General features: G+C 46.0%; 17 protein-coding genes and 1 tRNA gene. 5 read left to right on the top strand and 13 right to left on the bottom strand.

What is annotated here, in order from left to right:
- Positions 1 to 122 precede the first annotated feature (122 nt).
- Both VX941_08550 and purB read right to left on the bottom strand, forming a co-directional pair.
- Positions 123 to 2,174 carry a hypothetical protein gene (locus tag VX941_08550; GenBank protein MEE2933458.1) on the bottom strand — a complete coding sequence of 684 codons (2,052 nt, stop codon included), beginning with the start codon at positions 2,172 to 2,174 and terminating at the stop codon, positions 123 to 125.
- Positions 2,134 to 3,447 carry an adenylosuccinate lyase gene (gene purB, locus VX941_08555; protein MEE2933459.1) on the bottom strand — a complete coding sequence of 438 codons (1,314 nt, stop codon included), beginning with the start codon at positions 3,445 to 3,447 and terminating at the stop codon, positions 2,134 to 2,136. Before purB ends, VX941_08550 begins: the two co-directional genes overlap by 41 nt.
- A 392-nt stretch (positions 3,448 to 3,839) precedes the next feature.
- On the opposite strand from purB, the gene pyrC reads away from it, so the two are divergent.
- Positions 3,840 to 4,901, top strand: a complete 1,062-nt coding sequence (pyrC, locus tag VX941_08560; GenBank protein MEE2933460.1) for a dihydroorotase — start codon at positions 3,840 to 3,842, stop codon at positions 4,899 to 4,901.
- A gap of 210 nt (positions 4,902 to 5,111) precedes the next feature.
- Here the strand turns inward: pyrC and VX941_08565 are convergent, their stop codons facing one another.
- A complete protein-coding gene (locus VX941_08565; GenBank protein MEE2933461.1) occupies positions 5,112 to 6,539 on the bottom strand; it encodes a M20/M25/M40 family metallo-hydrolase in 1,428 nt (475 codons plus the stop codon).
- Between the two features lie 115 nt (positions 6,540 to 6,654).
- Here VX941_08565 and VX941_08570 point away from each other — a divergent pair, with 115 nt between their 5' ends.
- Together VX941_08570 and VX941_08575 are read left to right on the top strand one after the other, a co-directional pair.
- Positions 6,655 to 7,383, top strand: a complete 729-nt coding sequence (locus VX941_08570) for an aldolase (GenBank protein ID MEE2933462.1) — start codon at positions 6,655 to 6,657, stop codon at positions 7,381 to 7,383.
- A gap of 12 nt (positions 7,384 to 7,395) precedes the next feature.
- Entirely contained in the window at positions 7,396 to 8,460 is a 1,065-nt protein-coding gene (locus VX941_08575) for an isocitrate/isopropylmalate family dehydrogenase (GenBank protein ID MEE2933463.1), read from the top strand.
- 28 nt (positions 8,461 to 8,488) lie between these two features.
- Here VX941_08575 and VX941_08580 read toward each other — a convergent pair whose 3' ends face one another.
- Both VX941_08580 and parE read right to left on the bottom strand, forming a co-directional pair.
- Entirely contained in the window at positions 8,489 to 9,331 is an 843-nt protein-coding gene (locus VX941_08580) for a peptidyl-prolyl cis-trans isomerase (protein ID MEE2933464.1), read from the bottom strand.
- Positions 9,332 to 9,441: 110 nt separating this feature from the next.
- Positions 9,442 to 11,394 (bottom strand): DNA topoisomerase IV subunit B, encoded by a 1,953-nt coding sequence (parE, locus tag VX941_08585; protein MEE2933465.1) that lies wholly within the window; start codon positions 11,392 to 11,394, stop codon positions 9,442 to 9,444.
- Positions 11,395 to 12,050: 656 nt separating this feature from the next.
- Here parE and VX941_08590 point away from each other — a divergent pair.
- The gene (locus VX941_08590) at positions 12,051 to 12,260 is read left to right on the top strand and encodes a cold-shock protein (GenBank protein ID MEE2933466.1); all 210 of its coding nucleotides are present in this window, start codon (positions 12,051 to 12,053) and stop codon (positions 12,258 to 12,260) included.
- Between the two features lie 462 nt (positions 12,261 to 12,722).
- On the opposite strand, the gene hisG is transcribed toward VX941_08590, so the two are convergent.
- The 3 genes from hisG to VX941_08605 form a co-directional block, all read right to left on the bottom strand.
- Positions 12,723 to 13,595 carry an ATP phosphoribosyltransferase gene (gene hisG / locus VX941_08595; protein ID MEE2933467.1) on the bottom strand — a complete coding sequence of 291 codons (873 nt, stop codon included), beginning with the start codon at positions 13,593 to 13,595 and terminating at the stop codon, positions 12,723 to 12,725.
- 228 nt (positions 13,596 to 13,823) lie between these two features.
- Positions 13,824 to 14,348, bottom strand: coding sequence for a gamma carbonic anhydrase family protein (locus tag VX941_08600; protein MEE2933468.1), 525 nt, complete (start codon positions 14,346 to 14,348; stop codon positions 13,824 to 13,826).
- 206 nt (positions 14,349 to 14,554) lie between these two features.
- Positions 14,555 to 15,721, bottom strand: a complete 1,167-nt coding sequence (locus VX941_08605) for a pyridoxal phosphate-dependent aminotransferase (GenBank protein ID MEE2933469.1) — start codon at positions 15,719 to 15,721, stop codon at positions 14,555 to 14,557.
- A gap of 180 nt (positions 15,722 to 15,901) precedes the next feature.
- Here VX941_08605 and VX941_08610 point away from each other — a divergent pair.
- A tRNA-His gene (locus VX941_08610) sits at positions 15,902 to 15,978 on the top strand.
- A gap of 80 nt (positions 15,979 to 16,058) precedes the next feature.
- Here the strand turns inward: VX941_08610 and VX941_08615 are convergent.
- The 5 genes from VX941_08615 to VX941_08635 all read right to left on the bottom strand — a co-directional run.
- Positions 16,059 to 16,316, bottom strand: coding sequence for a hypothetical protein (locus tag VX941_08615; GenBank protein MEE2933470.1), 258 nt, complete (start codon positions 16,314 to 16,316; stop codon positions 16,059 to 16,061).
- Complete coding sequence (locus tag VX941_08620; protein ID MEE2933471.1) at positions 16,306 to 16,842, bottom strand: hypothetical protein; 537 nt, start codon at positions 16,840 to 16,842, stop codon at positions 16,306 to 16,308. Before VX941_08620 ends, VX941_08615 begins: the two co-directional genes overlap by 11 nt.
- Complete coding sequence (locus VX941_08625; protein MEE2933472.1) at positions 16,829 to 17,497, bottom strand: hypothetical protein; 669 nt, start codon at positions 17,495 to 17,497, stop codon at positions 16,829 to 16,831. The genes VX941_08620 and VX941_08625 overlap by 14 nt, the downstream gene beginning before the upstream one ends.
- An 11-nt stretch (positions 17,498 to 17,508) precedes the next feature.
- Positions 17,509 to 18,063, bottom strand: coding sequence for a hypothetical protein (locus VX941_08630; protein MEE2933473.1), 555 nt, complete (start codon positions 18,061 to 18,063; stop codon positions 17,509 to 17,511).
- A gap of 180 nt (positions 18,064 to 18,243) precedes the next feature.
- Positions 18,244 to 18,903, bottom strand: a 660-nt coding sequence (locus VX941_08635) for an AAA family ATPase (protein MEE2933474.1), incomplete at its 5' end; no start/stop codon positions are given.

Consider the following 18,903-nt stretch of genomic DNA (forward strand, 5'->3'; position numbering starts at 1 on the left):
CCGTTCGAGAATAAGCATACATTCGAAAATAGAGAAATAAATTTTATATTTGTCCATCTGCAAAAAAGTTTAATTTGCCACTATTATCCTTGTGACCAAAAAAATATTTCCATAATTTACATTTAGGGTGTCAACTTTTTAGGGGTTCCTTTCCCTGCAGGTTCGATACTATCCTTGCCCGACTGTTTGTTTTGCGACGACCCAAACATATCTCCGCCTCTTTTAATTTTATCCGATTTTTCGCGTCTGGGAAGTTGCGAAGTGTCATTTCGGAAACTTTTATTTTGTTCAACCTTATCATATTGTTTTTTTTCGGATGGAAAGGCTTTTGCTATTTCGCCGTACACCCTTGCACGTGATGCTATATCTCGGATTCTGCCTGCTGCACGCAAAGCCAAGCGCTGCTTCCCCTCTGCTGCCGCAGCGACGGCAACACGTCTTAAAGCAGCGTTTCGTGCATTTAGGCTTGCCTCCAGTTGTCCGGGTTGTTGCGGAGGGGTAACGCTATCAGGGACGCGTGCAGCTAAATCAAAAGCTTGCAAGAGCTCTCCGACTTCAATTTGAGCCTTCATAAGATCGGTCAATATCGATGGATATTTTTGATTTCTTCGATTGAGCCATGATATTCGCCATGCTCCAGCTAATGCTCTTAATGCTGCCGTCTGCCTTTTACTTCGTGCCTCCGCTATTGCGATCCTTGTTAAAACATGAATTTTTGTAGAATCATCAGGAAGTTCATCAAACCGTTCCAGAACACGTTTAAACAATGCATCATTCTTCGCAACGGACCCAGCTTTGGATTGAGCATCTATAACAAGCGGCAATGCTTTTTTCAGTTCCAAGGGGGAGGCTTTAAAGCGAGTCTCCTTCAGGGCCATTGTAAGATAATTGCTTGCTTTCTCTTTATCGCCTCGAAGTCCTGTATCAAGAGCAACGGGTACAAATATTTGACTGCGCATACTAACGTATGGAATGAAGTCTACTAGTTTGATTGCCTCGTTATATCTTTTTTGTTTTAGAAGAACACGGCCCATTTTAAGCAAAGCAAGTGCTTGTGGTTTTCTATCTCTAATGACCCCTGCATAGCGAAATGCATCTGCCAGGAGGCCCACTTTTGCCTGTTCTACGATGATGTGAGTCAACGCTAGGTATTTCAAAGTTTTATCTTTAATTTTCTCTATTTGTTCAAAGGCTAAAGTAAATAAAGATACTGCAGCTTCCATATTACCCTTTTGTGCAGAAGCGCGAGCAATTGAAGCGATGGCACGAGCCTTACGGCCTATGTCTATTGTGGAACGAACAATTGCTTGGGCTGCTACCGGGTCGTCTATGAGCACCAACGCAGCAGCAAGATCAGCGCGGAGTTGATCCCGTCCCATAAACCGTCTTTTTTCAAGAACATTTTCAGTGTGTGCCAAACTTTGCCGAGCGCCCTCTCGGTCGTCGGCGCCAATTTGGAATTCAGCAATGCGGATGATCGTTGTAATGGATTCTTTCGTAGTGGGCCTAATCGAGGTTGCAATTTTATAAGCTGCGGCCAGAACTTTTCTGCTGTCTGTCTTGAAAACAGGCAACTTGCTCTGCTGTAACTGGGTTGCGATCTTAAGCAAGAGTCGGATCTGTTCAAATTTGTCCGGTATCACAAGTGTAGCAGCTGTTGCGGCCTGGAAGTCCTCAAGGGCAATGAAGCGTTCGGCTACGCGAATTGCCGTGGCACCGCCATCGCGTTCCATTTGCTTACCCTTAGCCAAACCAAAAGATTTATTAAGCGTAGTTTTAGCTGTTTGTATTCGTCCACGTCGTTTTTGATAGTCTGCAACATGTATCAAAGCGCGAGCGCGCCATAACGGATCAGTTATGGCCTTCATTTCAATGGCAGCGTCATCTGGCTTGTTTCTTGCCAATAGCGCTGATACAAGCCCTGATAGCGCTTCGCCCTGATGCGATGGCTCCTTTAGACTAAGTGCGGCGATACGAATAAGAGTTAAAGGGTTTCCTTCGACGGCCCGCGTCAAAGGGTCCACATTTACTGAAGTTGGATTTTCATTGTTAAAGACAGAATTCTGCGAAAAAACTGGCGCAACATTGAGTAGGGCAGCCACGGTGGCCACTGATAGGGCTGTGATGCCAAATTTAATTATCTTCCAGTGCGCGCCTAAAAATTGTCTCCACATGTTTGGTGTGGTATCCTAAATCGAAAAGTGTCTCAAGTTCATCATTCGCGAGAAAATCGGTTATTTCGCTTTCGCTTTTTAAAAGATTGAGAAATGAACCATTGCCTTTCCAAACCTCCATCGCATTTTTTTGTACGAGCCGATAAGCATCCTCTCTGCTCATGCCTTTTTGGGTAAGAGCCAACAAAACTCGTTGGGAATTATGCAAACCACCGAGTTTTTCTAAATTCTGCCGCATTGCGTCTTCATAAACAACTAAGTTTTCTACAACGGCTGAAAGTCTATGCAGTGCAAAATCGAGGCCCACTGTGGCATCCGGTGCAATCATTCGTTCAACAGAGCTGTGAGAAATGTCCCGTTCATGCCAAAGAGAAACATTCTCGAGCGCTGGTGTAACCATAGAGCGGACCATGCGCGCTAGACCGCAGAGATTTTCTGTTAAGACTGGATTGCGTTTGTGTGGCATCGCTGAAGAGCCTTTTTGACCCGGCGCAAAATATTCTTCGGCCTCTCTTACTTCAGTTCTCTGTAAATGCCGTATTTCAGTTGCTAATCTCTCAACAGCAGAGGCCACAACACCTAGGGTGGAGAAGAATGCCGCATGCCTATCACGAGGTATGACCTGTGTTGAGACTGGTTCGGGTAAAAGCCCCAGTTGCTTTGCAACGTGCTCTTCTACGAATGGATCAATATTTGCAAAAGTTCCAACTGCGCCTGATATACCACATGTAGCAATTTCAGAACGTGCAGCCATAAGACGTTTTTGGCAGCGTACAATTTCAGCATAGTGGCCGATTAATTTAAGACCAAAAGTTGTGGGCTCGGCATGTATGCCATGGCTCCGGCCTATGCACGCCGTGTGTTTGTGTTCAATAGCTCGCTTTTTAAGCGCAACAAGCAGCCTGTTGATACCATCTAAAAGTTTATCTGAAGCCTGTGTCAATTGCACGGACAGGCAGGTATCCAGAACATCGGAAGATGTCATGCCTTGATGGACAAACCGCGACTCTTCGCCAATTTGCTCGGCTAGTTCTGTGAGAAAAGCGATGACATCGTGCTTTGTCTCCGCTTCAATTTCATCAATTCTGGCTATCCGCTCAGGCGTATAAGGAAGATTTCCCCCTTTCCATATCTGTTTTGCTGCGGGTTCTGGGATAATGCCCAACTCCGCCATTGCGTCACATGCATGTGCCTCTATCTCGAACCAGATACGAAAACGATTGGCTGGTTCCCATATATCCTTCATCTCAGGACGACTGTATCTCGGGATCATATTATCTTCGCACTTTTATGTTATTAGCCTAGCAGTCAAAAATAAAGTGTTGGTGTTGTTTGCGCCAGTCATGCTGAATATATTTCAAGAAAACAGGAGTTTAAAAGGATTGCGGTTTTATTGCGCTTGCATTTGTTTAGCGAATCCAGTTTTGTGGGGTACCAAAGATGTGGCAGCGTAGAACAAATAATAAAAAGGTCTTCAGCTTGTTATGATGACAGCTTCGAAAAAGCAAGGACATAAAGTTTTCGCATTCAATAATGTTTTTTTCTGCAAGCGCAGTCTTGCTGCTTAACATAAAAGCCTGTTCTAGTTCGTTTGTGCGGTTGAAATTGATTTATTTGTGTTCTATTCCAGAAAACAATATTTATGGTTCTCACTGAGATTATCGAATGGTTAAAGACAAACTCAACGATACATTAACGATTAGAGAGCCTGATGACTGGCATGTTCATCTCCGTGATGGCAAAATGTTAGCCTTAGCACTTGATTTCACTTCGCGTCAGTTTGCTCGAGCTATTGTTATGCCAAACCTTGTTCCGCCAATCACAACCGTCGCTGCTGCGCTGTCATACAAAAATAGGATTTTGAGAGCCTTGCCACCGGATAGAACGTTTACTCCTTTAATGACAGCCTACCTTACAGACGATATTAATCCGAAAGAAATTAAGAATGGTTTTCGACAAGGTGTGTTTACTGCATGTAAACTCTATCCGGCCGGTGCTACCACTAATTCTTCTGCCGGTGTTACCGATATAAAAAATATTTACTCTGTACTCGAAGAAATGCAGAGAATATCAATGCCACTCCTAGTGCATGGGGAGGTCGTGTCCCCTGAAATAGACATTTTCGATCGAGAGGCTGTATTTCTTGATACCATTTTGAAACCAGCTTTACAGAATTTCCCTGAACTGAGGGTCGTTCTTGAGCACATAACAACTGAAGAGTCGGTGGCATTTATTCGCGAAACAAAGTCATCTGTAGCTGCAACGATAACGGCGCATCATTTAAGGATTGATCGAAATGCTTTGTTTGATGGAGGCCTGCGACCACATGCCTATTGCTTACCTGTTGCTAAACGTCGTCACCATCGTGCTGCCTTGAGAAAAGCGGCTGTTTCCGGGAGCCCGAAATTTTTTCTAGGGACAGATACAGCCCCACATCTTCAAAAAGACAAGGAGAGTGAATGTGGCTGCGCAGGAATCTTTAGTGCGCCGGCAGCACTAGAAAGTTATGCGATGACTTTTGAGGAAGAGGGGGCTCTGGACAAATTAGAGGCCTTCGCTTCAGTGTTTGGGCCGCGTTTCTACCGCCTGCCCTTGAATGATGGCACCGTGACTCTCAAGCGCTCGCCTCATAGCCTGCCAAGCAAGATTATTGAAAAGGATATCACTGTTGTTCCTTTTCATGCGGGAGAAACTCTCCCTTGGCATGCAAGGTGTCGATGTGCTTAAGACTAAATAGTTTTTAGCTGTGCCCTGATTTGTACATTTTTTCGTTAGAACTTTATTTCCAATGGTTGGATCATATGACGTTTTAGCGAATAAGAAGTCGATCCATAACCGAAGCGTTGTTTCTTATTTTTTCAAACAGGAAAAAACCATAATGGCTCGTCCAACACTAATAGTGTTATCAAATTAGCGATTAAATTCTAGTATCAAACCCTATTTACAATTCCCATATTTATGGGGGGTAGAGCCCTCTCCCAAATCCCAAAATATGCCCGCAGTCACCCCTAGTCCTTCGCGCAGGAAAGATTTAAGACCGTGCTCATCTGGTCCGTGTTGGTTGCACCCGCTATAAGAATGAGGAATCCAAATAACTGGCGCTTTTAGTCCAGACTTAAATAATTCACTCGGATTCGAGCCGGATGAACACGGCAAAACGTTGGGCTTAACGTTTGTAGTCTTTTTAATCGAATTCATCACCCATTTCACCCAAGGGTGGTTTGGATCAGTACGGGAAGCAGGAAATTGATCGCGTCCTATCTCGGTATTTATCTTGACATGGTTAAGTTCTTTTTTGTCAAGGTGATGCCTCAATGCTGGAATGAATACCTGACGGTCTACGTCTGTGGTGTATCGTACTTGGCATCGTGCCTTAGCGTAGGAAGGAACTGCGTTTACTGGGTTATCTGGATTGCCAGTTTTGAATGCAAGGACAGCGAAGCTAGTCCAGGCAAGTGTTTTCTCATGTACGCTTAAATCTGGCTGACCCCAATTTGGATCTGGTTCCTCTGTACCAGCACCTTGATCAACTACCAGGCATTTGCATGCTTCAGATACTTGTGCTGGAACTTGGGCAGGCAGCCACTCTTTAATTTTTATTCTACCGCGCGGGTCAGAAATACTTGCAATTGCATGAGCCAGCTGAATCCCAGCATCAGGAAGAACGCCCCCCCAATGACCTGAATGCATGGCGCCTGGCCGACTGTGATCCACTATTAAATCGAAAAAAACACCTCCCCGGCATCCAAGATTTAAATCCATGCACTTTGATGATTTTCGGGGGCCATCGAAGCCAAGAAAGATGTCGCATTTTAAAAAATCTGCATTATTTTCAATTATTTTCAGAAGACCAGGAGATCCTTGTTCTTCTCCCATCTCAATAATAACTTTTGCATTAAACCCTAATTTGCCATCTCGTTCATCTAAAACAGCGCCGAACGCATTTAATGCTAAAGTATGTTGACCCTTATTGTCGGCTACTCCGCGACCGTAAATTTTATCCCCCATTATCGACATCTTGTAAGGGTCTAAGCCTTCGCTCCATTCGGATCTTACAGAGCGAACGACATCGCCATGTCCATAAATTAAAACTGTGGGTAATGTCTCGTTCTCTATCCGCGATGCTATGAGTGCGGGACCACGATTTTTAACTGGATTTTCAACAACCTTCGTCTTAAATCCCAATGCTTTGAGGCATGGCACCATTTCGTCTCTCTGGTATCGATGCAATTCATCAGCCAATTCCGGCACTTGGCTCTCTGTTGGAATAGCAACGCGACGCGCGAGCTCTTTTAAAAAACTGCCATCATCAAAGCGATCATGTGCTTTTTTGACAGCGCCTTCCCGTGTCTTAATATTTGTCATACTGAATTGATCCTTATCAGGCTCATAAGTTCAAGTTGGGGCTTGCTTTCGTTCTTGTTCTTGCACAATCTACATAGCCAGTACAATCTGTATCTAAAAATGAAAGGTTAAGATCTTGTTGTCAGAAGAAGAACGGTGGCAAGTAAGAATTGATTTAGCAGCGGCTTTTCGGTGGGCTGTTCGCCATGAATTACATGAGGGTATTTGTAATCACTTCAGCTACGCCGTTGGCGATAACAAATTTCTTATCAATAGGTGGGGTCTGCACTGGTCTGAAATTACCGCTTCTAATATACTTCTTGCTGACTATGATGGTCACGTTTTAGAGGGCAACGGTACAGTTGAGCCAACAGCATTTTTTATACATAGCCGAGTTCACCTAGCTCGCCCTGAAGCCGTTTGTGCTCTTCACACCCATCAACCTTACACAACAGCCATTAGTTTACTGAAAGACCGGCGGCTGGAGCCGATCGAACAAAAAGCAATACGTTTTCAAAATTTGCTTGCTTACGACGATGATTACAATGGGACTGCATTAGATGTGGCGGAGGGAGATCGAATTGCAGCGACATTGGGCAATAAAAGTGCGGTGCTGATGGGGGCGCACGGGATATTAGTAACTGGTTCGACAGTTGCTTCCGCCTACGACGACTTGTACTATCTTGAACGCGCTGCACAAGTTCAGGTTCTGGCAATGTCGACCGGGAGACCGTTGCGCGAGCTCTCGTCTGAAGTGATTAAACGCACCGCTAGTCAGTCAGAAGGGGAGCGTGCAGGAGCGCAGGACCATTTTGAAGCGCTCAAGAGAGTGCTTGATCGTGATGAAGCAGATTACAAGGATTAAGGATTTTTATGTATGAAATTTTTGGTTTTGAACGGAGACGGCATAGGGCCAGAAATAGTGCCGGCCGGAAAACAATGCTTGGAAGCTGTTAACTATGCCCACGATCTCGGTATTACGTTCGAGGAGGAACATATTGGGCTCAAAGGTATAGAGGTGCATGGGCATGCTTGTTCGGAGAAAGTCATAAAGCGTATTCAAGAGCTAGACGGGGCAATTTTCGGCCCACACGATAACGTTAGTTATCCATCTGCACATCAGAGCTATCCAAATCCATCCGGGGTGGTTCGGCGATCTCTTGGCCTTTTTGCTAATATGCGACCTTCCAAGACGCGACCCAACGTGCCAGCTCATGTGCCAAAGATGGATTTGGTGATAGCGCGGGAAAACATGGAAGGCTTTTATGCCGACCGAAATATGTATAAGGGGGGAGCAGAGTTTATGGCTAACCCCGACCTTGCCCAATCGGTCCGTAACATAAGTCGGTCAGCAACAATTAATATTGCGAGGGCAGGGTGTGAGTTTGCCATGCAACGTAAAAAGAAAATAACGATAATTCATAAGGCAAATGTTATGAAGATAACGGATGGGTTGTGGAGAGATGTGTGCTTGGATGTTGCCAAAGATTATCCTGAGTTGGAAGTGGAGGAAGTTATTCTTGACGCGTTCGCAGCCCATATCGTCAGAAGGCCGCAAGAATTCGACGTAGTAATCTGCTCAAACATGTATGGCGATATTTTTTCTGACCTTGCATCTGAACTCGCAGGAGGTCTCGGGTTGGGCGGCTCGATTAATGCAAGCAATGACACTTGTATTGCTCAATGTGCACATGGTTCGGCGCCCGACATTGCAGGTCGGAACATAGCAAACCCAACAGCTATGATTATCTCTTGCACAATGATGTTGACATGGCTCGCTGCAAAACATGACAAACCAAAATTCAAAAAAGCGGCGTTATCTCTCGAAGGGGCGTTAGCATCTCAACTTCTCGAGGGCCGTACACGTGACTTAGGAGGTGAAATGAATTGTGATGCTTTTGCAGCTGCAGTAGCGGATAAGGTTCTCATTCAACAACAATAATTGAAGGCCCGTGTTATCAAGCACTCTACTATTCGCCACCAATTGCGTAATTTGGATCCTTAATCACAACTTTTACTGAGTCCCGAAGGCTTTTAAGGTACGCCTCAAGCTTTTCAGACACCAATATTTTGGTAATTTGGTCCCTAACCTCTTCGAACGGGGTGAGTTTTCCTTTATTGATCTGGGTAACCTTAATTATGTGAAATCCAAAGCGAGTTTTAATGGGGCCGCCGGTTGCACCTTCGGAAAGAGAGAAAGCGGCACTATCAAAAGCTGGGACCATTTGTCCGCGCTTAAAAAAACCCAAATCACCACCCTTCACACTAGACGGGCCTATGGACTTTTCTTTGGCCAATTTAGCAAAGACCTTACCCGCTTTCAGCTCCTCAAGCACGTCCTCGGCCTCTTTCCTGGTTTTAAGCAGAATGTGACTCGCACGCACCTGATCGTCACGGTAGCGTCGCTTGTTTTTGTTGTAGAAGTTTTTTAAATTTTGCTCATCAATTTTGCTGGCGTTCGTAATAAAGTAATCGACTGTCGTTCGGGCGAGAGCCGTGTCAAATATAGAACGTTGCCTTGCTTTAAATAATTTACTTTGGTCAAGCTTTAAGGCACGTCCCTCAGATGCGAGTATTCTTTGATTTATGATCTCGCGCATGATCTGGACTTTTTGTGCCGGCGGTATTTTTTTTAATTCTGTGTTGAAGTTTGGGATCATAAGTCTGATTTCGCGCTCTGTTATTATCTCATCGCCCACGATCGCTATAACATGTTCTTCGGGATTTACGGGCTTGGATGTTTGCGCATCCGAAATGTGAGGCACTAGAAAGAGGATACAGGTCAATACGGCGGTAAAAGAATATGAAGTCACTATGTTTCTCGCATTAAGTTTTATTCAAAGATTTATCGAGCGCCCACTAAGCGCACTGTCAGTTTGGTTTTGATAACGTGTTTTTTATCTTTATGGGCTTGGGCCTTATGCTAGAAGTCAAGATCGCCGGCGAACTCTGCATTTTTTTGAATGTATTGGAACCGTTTTTCAGCTTTGCGTCCCATAAGGCTCTCTACAAGGCGCGCCGTCTTACGCTGACCATCCTTATCATCAATTTGTGGAATAGAAACACGTAAGAGTGTTCGAGTTTTTGGATCCATTGTTGTTTCTTTCAGCTGTTGAGGGGGCATTTCGCCAAGACCTTTAAATCGACTGACATCTACCTTAGCATTTGTGCGAAATTCGGTTTCTAATAACTTTTCACGGTGTGCATCGTCGCGTGCATAGATGGTCTTATTACCTTGTGTCAATCGATACAGGGGTGGTTGTGCGAGAAATAACCTACCATTTTGAACCAAGCTTGGCATCTCACGATAAAAAAAGGTCATCAGAAGGGAGGCAATGTGAGCACCATCTACATCCGCATCTGTCATGATGATAATGCGTTCATACCGAAGTTTTCCAATATCAAAATCGCTTCTGGTTCCGCATCCCAGCGCTTGAATTAAATCTGTCAACTCTTGATTGTTTTGTAATTTGTCAGCAGATGCACTCGCTACATTCAAGATTTTTCCGCGCAACGGCAAAACAGCTTGTGTTGTTCTCTGACGTGCTTGTTTGGCGGAGCCCCCAGCGCTGTCACCTTCAACCATGAAAAGTTCTGTCCCCTCGGATGTACTCTGTGAACAATCTGCGAGTTTCCCGGGAAGTCTAAGTTTGCGGGTCGCGCTTTTCCTCGCTAAATCTTTTGACGACCTCCGTCTTTGTCTGTCTTCAGCACGTTCAAGTGCTCGCTCTATAAGTTCTCTTACACCAGCGGGATTATTTGAGAGCCAAATTTCAAAATGATCCCGAACGATTCCTTCAACTAATTTTGCGGCCTCGGGTGATGAAAGTTTATCTTTTGTCTGCCCCTGAAACTGTGGATCGCGAATAAATACCGACAACATTACACAGGCACCACCTAGAAGGTCATCTCCGGTAATTTTGCTGATTTTTTTTATATTCGTAAGATTCCCATAATTTTTTAAGCCTCGAACCATCGCTGTTCTAAGTGCTGCCTCATGGCTCCCTCCTTGAGGTGTAGGTATTGTATTGCAGTAAGAATTGACAAAACCATCCTCGTCGTCGGGCCACGCGATTGCCCATTCTATTTTTTCTTTTTGATCGCTACCTGCAGCGCTACCAAAAAAGTGCTCTGTGGTCAGCGAACTGCGTGAGCCAAGCGAAATCACTAAATAATCAGTAAGCCCTCCCGGGAAATGGAGTTTATCGGTTTCAGGCGGGGCATTACTTCCCTTAAGTAACTGGGCCGCACAGCTCCAGCGGATCTCTACTCCTTTATATAGATAAGCTTTTGATCTTGCCATGCGATAGAGTAGGGCAGGATCAAATGAGATAGTGTCACCAAAGATTTTTCTGTCTGGTTTAAATGTTATCGAAGTTCCCCGTCGATTGGCTGGGGCTTTACGTTCTTCCAAGGTAGTTTTTGGCTTGCCTCTGGAAAAGCTTTGGACGTACAGCTTACGTTGGCGTGCTACCTCAATTGTAAGTATTTCCGAAAGAGCGTTAACAACCGAGATGCCAACTCCATGTAGTCCGCCAGATGTGGCATAAATGGTGTCATTGAACTTTCCCCCAGAATGCAGGGTCGTGAGGATAACCTCCAAAGCGGATTTGTTTTTAAATTTAGGGTGTGGGTCAACAGGTATTCCGCGGCCGTTATCTTTTACGGTTGCAGAACCATCGCTTGCCAATTCTATCTCAATACGGCTTGCGTGCCCTGCAACTGCCTCGTCCATTGAATTGTCCAAAACTTCAGCGAGAAGGTGGTGCATTGCTTTTTGATCTGTGCCACCGATGTACATCCCAGGCCTTCGCCGAACTGGTTCTAACCCCTCCAAAACCTCAATATCTTTAGCTGAGTAGTTACTTTTTGCCATTTTTTTTGTTAAAGCTGTGTCAAAAAGGTCACTAGGGTGATCATTAATAGAACTTGTTTTTGATGATTTTTGCGGTGCCACTTTGGTCTGCCTTTACTCTTTTTGAGTAGGAATTTTTAACATAAAACTTTTCTGCAATAAGAATTTGGTTGCACCCACTAACCCAATTAACAAAATACTTATAATGTCGGTATAGATCGTTGGTGTTTCCATCAAGGACTATACAGTGTTTTCCGAGTTTCATGCCGCAATATATAGTGGTACGGGTTCCATTAAAACAAGATTTTGTAGAGAGGGGTATATGCCGCGACCCGCCTCAAAAAATTAACGCAAAAATATCGGTAGAGAGCTAAAGAAAAGTTGCATTGAGATCTTTGTTATTTTCAATCAAAATCCGTATAGCGTATTTTAACTAATCCCGTAAAAATAAGTTGTGGAATTAAAGCGTATTGATCAACAAGATTTAGAATAATCTTTAAATGCATTGCAATTATGGCGCTAATACCCCATATTTTCGTCAGCTTACGCAGATTCTAGGCGTAGAGATCTAGACGCCACGGCGCTACCTCGCGTTACTCCTCGACAATGTGAAGCCGACCACCGCAAAAAAATTATTGTTTTTTTGCATGATAAGAAACTAAATGATTGGAAGAGACATGCCTACAGGTTCCGTAAAATGGTTCAATCCCACCAAGGGCTACGGCTTCATCGCTCCTGATGAGGGTAGTCAAGATGCATTCGTTCATATCTCCGCTGTTGAGAAGGCGGGTCTGGACACGCTCAGAGAAGGCCAGAAGGTCGAATACGAGCTAGTCCCAGGCAACAATGGAAAGTCGTCTGCTGAAAACCTTGTCGTAGTAGACTGACACTGACTTTTTATGGCTACCTCTGGTTACAAGCCAGAGGTAGCCGCTGAAAAGTACGCATGCGTTTATCTAAAAGGCGCGCATGGTCCACAAGTCTTAGTTTTGAAAAGCTACAGCGTGAAAAGCGCAAAGTAGAAAAAAAGCTAAAAAGCGAAGCGGAGAATGCCAAGCGACGGCTCTTCCGCTGAGTAGCTTAAAGGTCGCTTTGAAAATCTTGAATTTATAACGGCACAGAAAATATGATCTTGCCGAGGAAGATTGGCTGCCTACTTCTCACATATCGCAGTCAACTTTCCTGTATGGTTTTTCTTGTTCAGATTTTGTTGCGCGTAGTTTGAAAATGAAACGTGCTAAATTTGTCATCAACGCCTATGAACGGCGGCGCTGAGATAAGTAGATTGTTGTTGAATACAAATACTCAATTAGGCGTTTTTCTCAGACTTTTAGTTTCATCTCCTGAGCTCAGGAAACGTGCTTTAGGTCAATTTCTAGGATTCCTTGCGCCCCAGCGATTTTAAGCTTTGGTATTAATGTTCGCACTTGGTCACGATCCACTACAGTCTCAATAGCGACCCAAGATTCATCCGTTAATTTGTTAACAGTGGGCGCGTGCAAGCTTGGCAACTGATTTGTTACATCCTTTAAAGCGCTAGATGGAACATTCATTTTTAATAGTACGCGATGTCGCGCTGCTAGGGCACTTTGAAGCATTAACGATATCTGTTCGATCTTCGTTTTTTTCCATTTGTCAGTAAACGATCTTTTGTTGGCAATGAATGCGGTGTGAGTATGCAGAATGTCGCAGACAATGCGAAGACCATGTGCGCGTATAGTGCTACCAGTTTCCGTAATCTCAACCGCAGCATCTGCTAGGCCCTCTACCACTTTGGCTTCGGTTGCTCCCCATGAATATTCAACATTAGCGGTAATACTATGTTTGGCGAGATACCTTTCCGTATAATTGACTAATTCGGTTGCTACAGTTTTTCCTTGTAAGTCCTCTATTTTTCTAATGGGGCTATCATTTTCAACAACCAACACCCAACGACAGGGAGCATCGGACGCTTTAGAATAGACGAGGTTACAAATGACTTCGACATCGGCTTTCGTTTCTTCGATCCAATCAGTACCGCAAAGTCCCACATCCATTGTTCCGCCCGCAACGTAGCGCCCCATTTCCTGTGACCGCACAAGAGTGCAAGATATTTCCGGGTCATTTATTGTGGGGAAGTAATTGCGCGAACGTGTCTCTATATTCCAGCCCGCTTGATTGAACAATTCGATGGTAGCTTTTTCCAAGCTTCCTTTAGGGATGCCTAATTTAAGTTGACCCATGGGTATAATCTTTCACTCCCTTTTTGATTTTGGCGATGGATATAGAATAATGTTGCTGATCGCAAGCAAGTCGCAAATATAATTTTGGATTTACGAGTGAAGAAGCTTATTCATTAAAGAGCCATTTGGTTTCGAAGTTTAAAGGATAATCTATAGGTTCTGACCATATCTGCGATTGATACGGATTATTGCTATTAAGACGCATGTGACTTGTGAAATTTCCTTTTCCTAATTCTCCAATTTGAGATTTTGTTGATAATCACGCCATCGCTTTGCGTAATTTGAAGATGTGCGCGCAATCATCGCGCGGTGTTCTTCTCCCGCCTCTTTCACAATTTTACCTGGCGAACCAAAGACAACTGAATTATCCGGAATTTCTTTTCCAGGAGGAATAAAAGAATTAGCGCCAATGACGCAGTTGGATCCAATCTTAGCATTATTTAGAACGATTGCACCAATACCGATGAGCGTATTGTCAGCTATGGTGCAACCGTGCAGCATGACCATATGACCGATGCTAACATTATTTCCCAGGGTGCACGGAATGCCGGGGTCCGCGTGTATAACGGACCCGTCCTGAACTTGACTATTCTCGCCAATAGTTATCGGATCATTATCTCCACGGATAACACAATTATACCAAATGCTGGAGTTTTTTTTCATTACCACATCGCCAATTACGATTGCATTTTCTGCTATCCAGAAGTCATCACCATCAGTAGTTAGGCGCTTTTCTCCAAGCGAATATATCATATCGGTGCCCTCCAATTTATTTAGGTACTGAGTAGTTATTTTTTAAGCATTGTTGAGTTAGGACGTAAACGTTCATGTCTTTGTTTGGTTGCTTTAAAGAATAGTTGGGCTTTAAAACCACAACTAAAGATACACCATCCAAAATTATAGACTCTCAAAAAAAAATTAAAAAACTATGTAAATCACCAATTACCCTAATTCATTTTTTATTGTGTTAGGCAATTCCTAATGCGGTCTATGGCTTCGATTATATTCTCCTTAGAATTAGCGTATGAAAACCTCAAAAAACCTTCTCCATTGTCACCAAAAGCTGTCCCCGCGACGGTGGCCACGTGAGCCTTTTCTAGAAGCAAATCTTGGAGAGTTTTCGCGTCCATGCCTGTGCCGGAAATATTGGGAAACGCATAAAATGCGCCACCAGGCTCTATACAATGAAATCCGTCAATTGAGTTCAAGGATTCAACAATTATTCTGCGTCTTGCATCAAAGGCAGCCACCATATTGCGAACAGCGTTTTGCGGTCCCTCCAGAGCTGCTATGCCAGCGTGTTGGGCCACCGCATTGACGCAAGAATGACAATTGATGGCTAGCCTTGTTGCTATCGGGGCCAACTCACGCGGCCAGACTGCGCAACCTAATCGCCAACCCGTCATCGCATAAGTTTTAGACCAGCCATCGAGTACAATTAAGCGATCGCGAATTTCGGGATAATTAAGCAGTGTCACGTGTTCGCGTTCGCCATAAAGCATCTGACTATAGATTTCATCAGAGAATATTGCGACCTCTGGCCACTTCTGCAGTCCACCTATTAGCTTGTCAAATTGAGACTTGGGCACTGCACCACCACAAGGATTTGCGGGGCTGTTGAGAATTATTAATCGGGTTTTAGAAGTTATTTGATCAAGTACTTCGTCGGCAGAAAAGGAAAACTCATTTTCTTCCTTTAGCAAAATGGGAATTGCGCTTGCACCCGAATATTCTATCATTGATTTGTAGATTGGAAATCCCGGATCCGGATAAAGAATTTCTACTCCCGGCTCGCCGAACATTAAGATACAAAAAAACATTGTTGGTTTACCACCTGGCTGGACTACAACGCAATCTGGATGCACATCCGCTCCGTGTCGACGTTGAAAGTCAGCTGCAACTGCTTCTCGGAGCGGTAAGATCCCATTAGCTGGAGTGTAGCCATGATGTCCATCCCTAAGAGCCTTAATCCCTGCTTCAACGATATGGTTTGGTGTTTTAAAGTCAGGTTGCCCTATCCCCAAATTGATGACGTCATGGCCTGCAGTATCTAGTTCAGCAGCGCGTGCTAACACCTCGAAAGCGCTTTCAGTACCAAGCTGATTAAGATTTTTGGCTATTTGCATTTTCAGTGATCTCTATATTTTTGCTGTTTTTTCAGTATAGTGTCGGTCGCTCAAAGCGGTGTCAATAAAGCAAAGTGTATTTGAGGTTTGATAGTTATTTGCTATTCTTGACGTACGTGCTCTTCGGCATTAAGACAGCCGCGTGTAGACGAAGTTTATTTGTTAAGCTTTATTTTTATGGTGGCTGTAGCTCAGTTGGTTAGAGCGCCTGATTGTGGATCAGGAGGCCGTGGGTTCAAATCCCATCAGCCACCCCATTTTACCCAGTAAAAACAATAGTTTGTGATATTACGGCCATTTCACTCTTAAGGGTGAATGCGGCCGAGTTACGTTAGACTTACGTTTTTGTTGGGGGCTTTTTTTTGTGTAAGGAGCAGCGGTTTACGGGGCTAAAACGGCTTGGTCCTGTCTTAAATTCGAGCCTGAGGCCGCATTCGGTGCAGTGTGTTTGCCATGTAAACAGCGTCGTTTGCCGCCCACCCTTGGTTATGTGGGATGTTTGTGCGATCAACGTGTACTGTTTTCCGTCTTTTTCTATAGAACCTTTTACCACCGGATCCACAATACGGTAGATGGTCTGCTTTTTAAGTTTCATGGCGTGCAGGCTCCTCAGACGTTGCATCGGATGTGTCTGTTTCGTCCAACCGGTGGTCCGGCTCCGGACGATCCGGATCGGGTGCCCGCATGCGTTCTTCCTGTGCAATACGTTGTTCACGGCTTTCCGCATCAAAATGTGCGTAGGCCTCCGGTGCGGTGGGCGGCTCCTCCTCCAGAAGAGTAGTGAGGTTTTCTTCGACCGCGCTAGGATCAGCGCCACCGCGAATAGCAACGGCACTGTCGGCAATGTTCAGGAACTGGCGCACCTCGCCCGACGAGGCTCCTATATAAGAGCCCAACGCTTCAACCGCCGCCGGAAACTTTTCCGCCTCGGTCAGGCTGTCGATAAAGGGCTGCATGTCTTCACTAACCGTGCCGCCCGTATCCGCCTCCACCGCTGCGGCAAGCATTGATGAGTAGTGGGCGATGGACGCATTGTTCACCGGGAGCTGTTTTTCCGTCAGCGCAAAACGCACCAGTTCAGCCAGGGGGTTTTTGGACGCGGCTATATCACGAAGGGACATGGGTCATTTCCTCCTCTGTTGCTTCCCGCCAGCCGTCTGCATTTTCCACCTCGGAACAAGACGGGTTTCGCCATTCCTCGTTCAGCTGCAGGTGCGGAGCGAAGGCGAGCTCCGGCGTACCCTTTTGTTCGAAGTGTATTTGGGTGGGCCATTTGTTGATGGTCATGTTGCTGAGCGCGAAATGCTTCGACAGAGCCGTTATTAAAAACTCATACAATCGTCCGCCGGGACTTGCGTGTAAAAACTCCGGTGGCAACCCCTCGGCGGCCGGGGCAAGGGCGCGTATTTCTTTTTCTATGTCGAGTACTTTTTTATAATGCCTGGCGCCGCGCTTAATGGCGGCTTCCAGTTTATGCGTTTCGGCAAGCATGGAATCGGTCAGCGCACACACACTGTCCCGCGTTCGTTTGCGTTCTTCCAACGCGGCCGTTTGCACCGCCGACGCCAAACGGTTTTCCGCCGCCGCCAGACGCTCTTCGGTAATCTGAATGGCCTCGCGTATTTCAATACGTTTGCCGACCAGCTCGGCCATGGGCTGATCGGACTTCAGCGCGAGACTTTTTACAACCTCCCGCTCTCCGTTTAATCCGGCCAGCCGCGAACGCAGTTCTGCAATGTCGGTCTCAAGGGTCTGAATGGTTTCAGGGGTAGTCATGATTTTTCTCCTTAAGTTTCTAAAATTTTTAGAGGCCTCCCCGATAGCAAACGCGGGGTGCCGGGGGAGGGGGGTATGCCTTTTTTTGGCAAACGTAATCTGTGCGTAATCCCCGGGGCCCTTCGGCTTAAAAGCAGCGGTAAACTGCGGTTTATTTGCTGATTCCTGGTCAGTGGGTCGCGCCCAGCGCGCCCCAACGTGCGCCCCGAATGCGCCTCAAGCGCTATATAAGAGAATGGTATCTCTCCCCCCATACCCCCCTTTAGGTATGCGCTTACCACCGGTTTGTCCTCGCGCCCCAGCCAATGTCCAACTCCCTGTCCGAGGGCAGGGGTGCGTCGGGGGTAAACAAAACCTGATAGCGGTTGCCGCGCTGAACGGCTTTCGGATGTTTGCGTCCCTTGGGTAACAACAGGCGCACCAGACCAAGCTGGTGGAGATCCTTCACCGCACGCGACACATGCGCCTGGTCCATGTTGCCTGCCAGTTCGCCGAGGGTTTTTTGTGAGGGATAACAAAGGCCCCAGCCGCTTGCGTAGTTTCCGAGGGCTGCGAGCACGCGCCATGAGGTGCCGCGTTTTACTAATCCGCACGCTCTTACGGGAACAACGCTGTAGTCGCGGCGATCAAACATCATGTGTCCGTGCTCCCGGTTACACCTCCCCCTAAAGGGGGGGAGGGTGTAACCATCGGCCGGGTTACAGGTTGGTTACAGAACCTCAAACAAAATTTAAGATGGTTGTGCATCAGAGTATGCTCGTTGAAAGGCTATAGGTTCCGCCGGATTTTTGAATATCGCCACGGTGGACGGCGCGGCTGAGTGCGGTTTTAATTGCGGTCTCAGTTACAGGCGGGTTACCGGCCCGCCGGGCATGATCGGTTACAGCGGCAATAACCTCCGCATGGGTCGCGTCGGGCTGACGCGCCAGAGCAACTTTTATGCGCGCGTCCGCGCTCGGGTTAACGCCCACCGGCACCGGTACCAATTCGGTGGTGATCTCACCGGTCTGTTTGTTGTGCAGCTCATGGGACCGCATCTCAAAATCAATCCGCAGATCATCGGGGCCGTCTTTTTGTTTATCAACTTCGATGGATACAAACGCTGCCTTGCCGCTTCGTTTGGTGCGCAGCACCGTATCCACATTAGACTTCAGTGCTGAAGCGCCGCGGGTGCCCTTGGACTCATCCTTGCCCGTGTGGCTCACAATTAAAACAAACCCGTTCCAGCGATCGGCCAGGCGATAGGCGCGCTCCAACGCTTCGGCCATTTCCGAGTTGGAGTTTTCATCGACGCCGGGGGTTGCTTTGGAAAGGGTGTCTATGATCGTTAAATTGAATCCCTCAGTCTCCCCGGCGAGGTATTCCAGATCCTGTGTGGTCGAAAGGCAAATGCCCTCCCAGAGTCC

This window comes from Pseudomonadota bacterium, from assembly GCA_036339585.1.
GTDB lineage: Bacteria > Pseudomonadota > Alphaproteobacteria > UBA8366 > UBA8366 > UBA8366.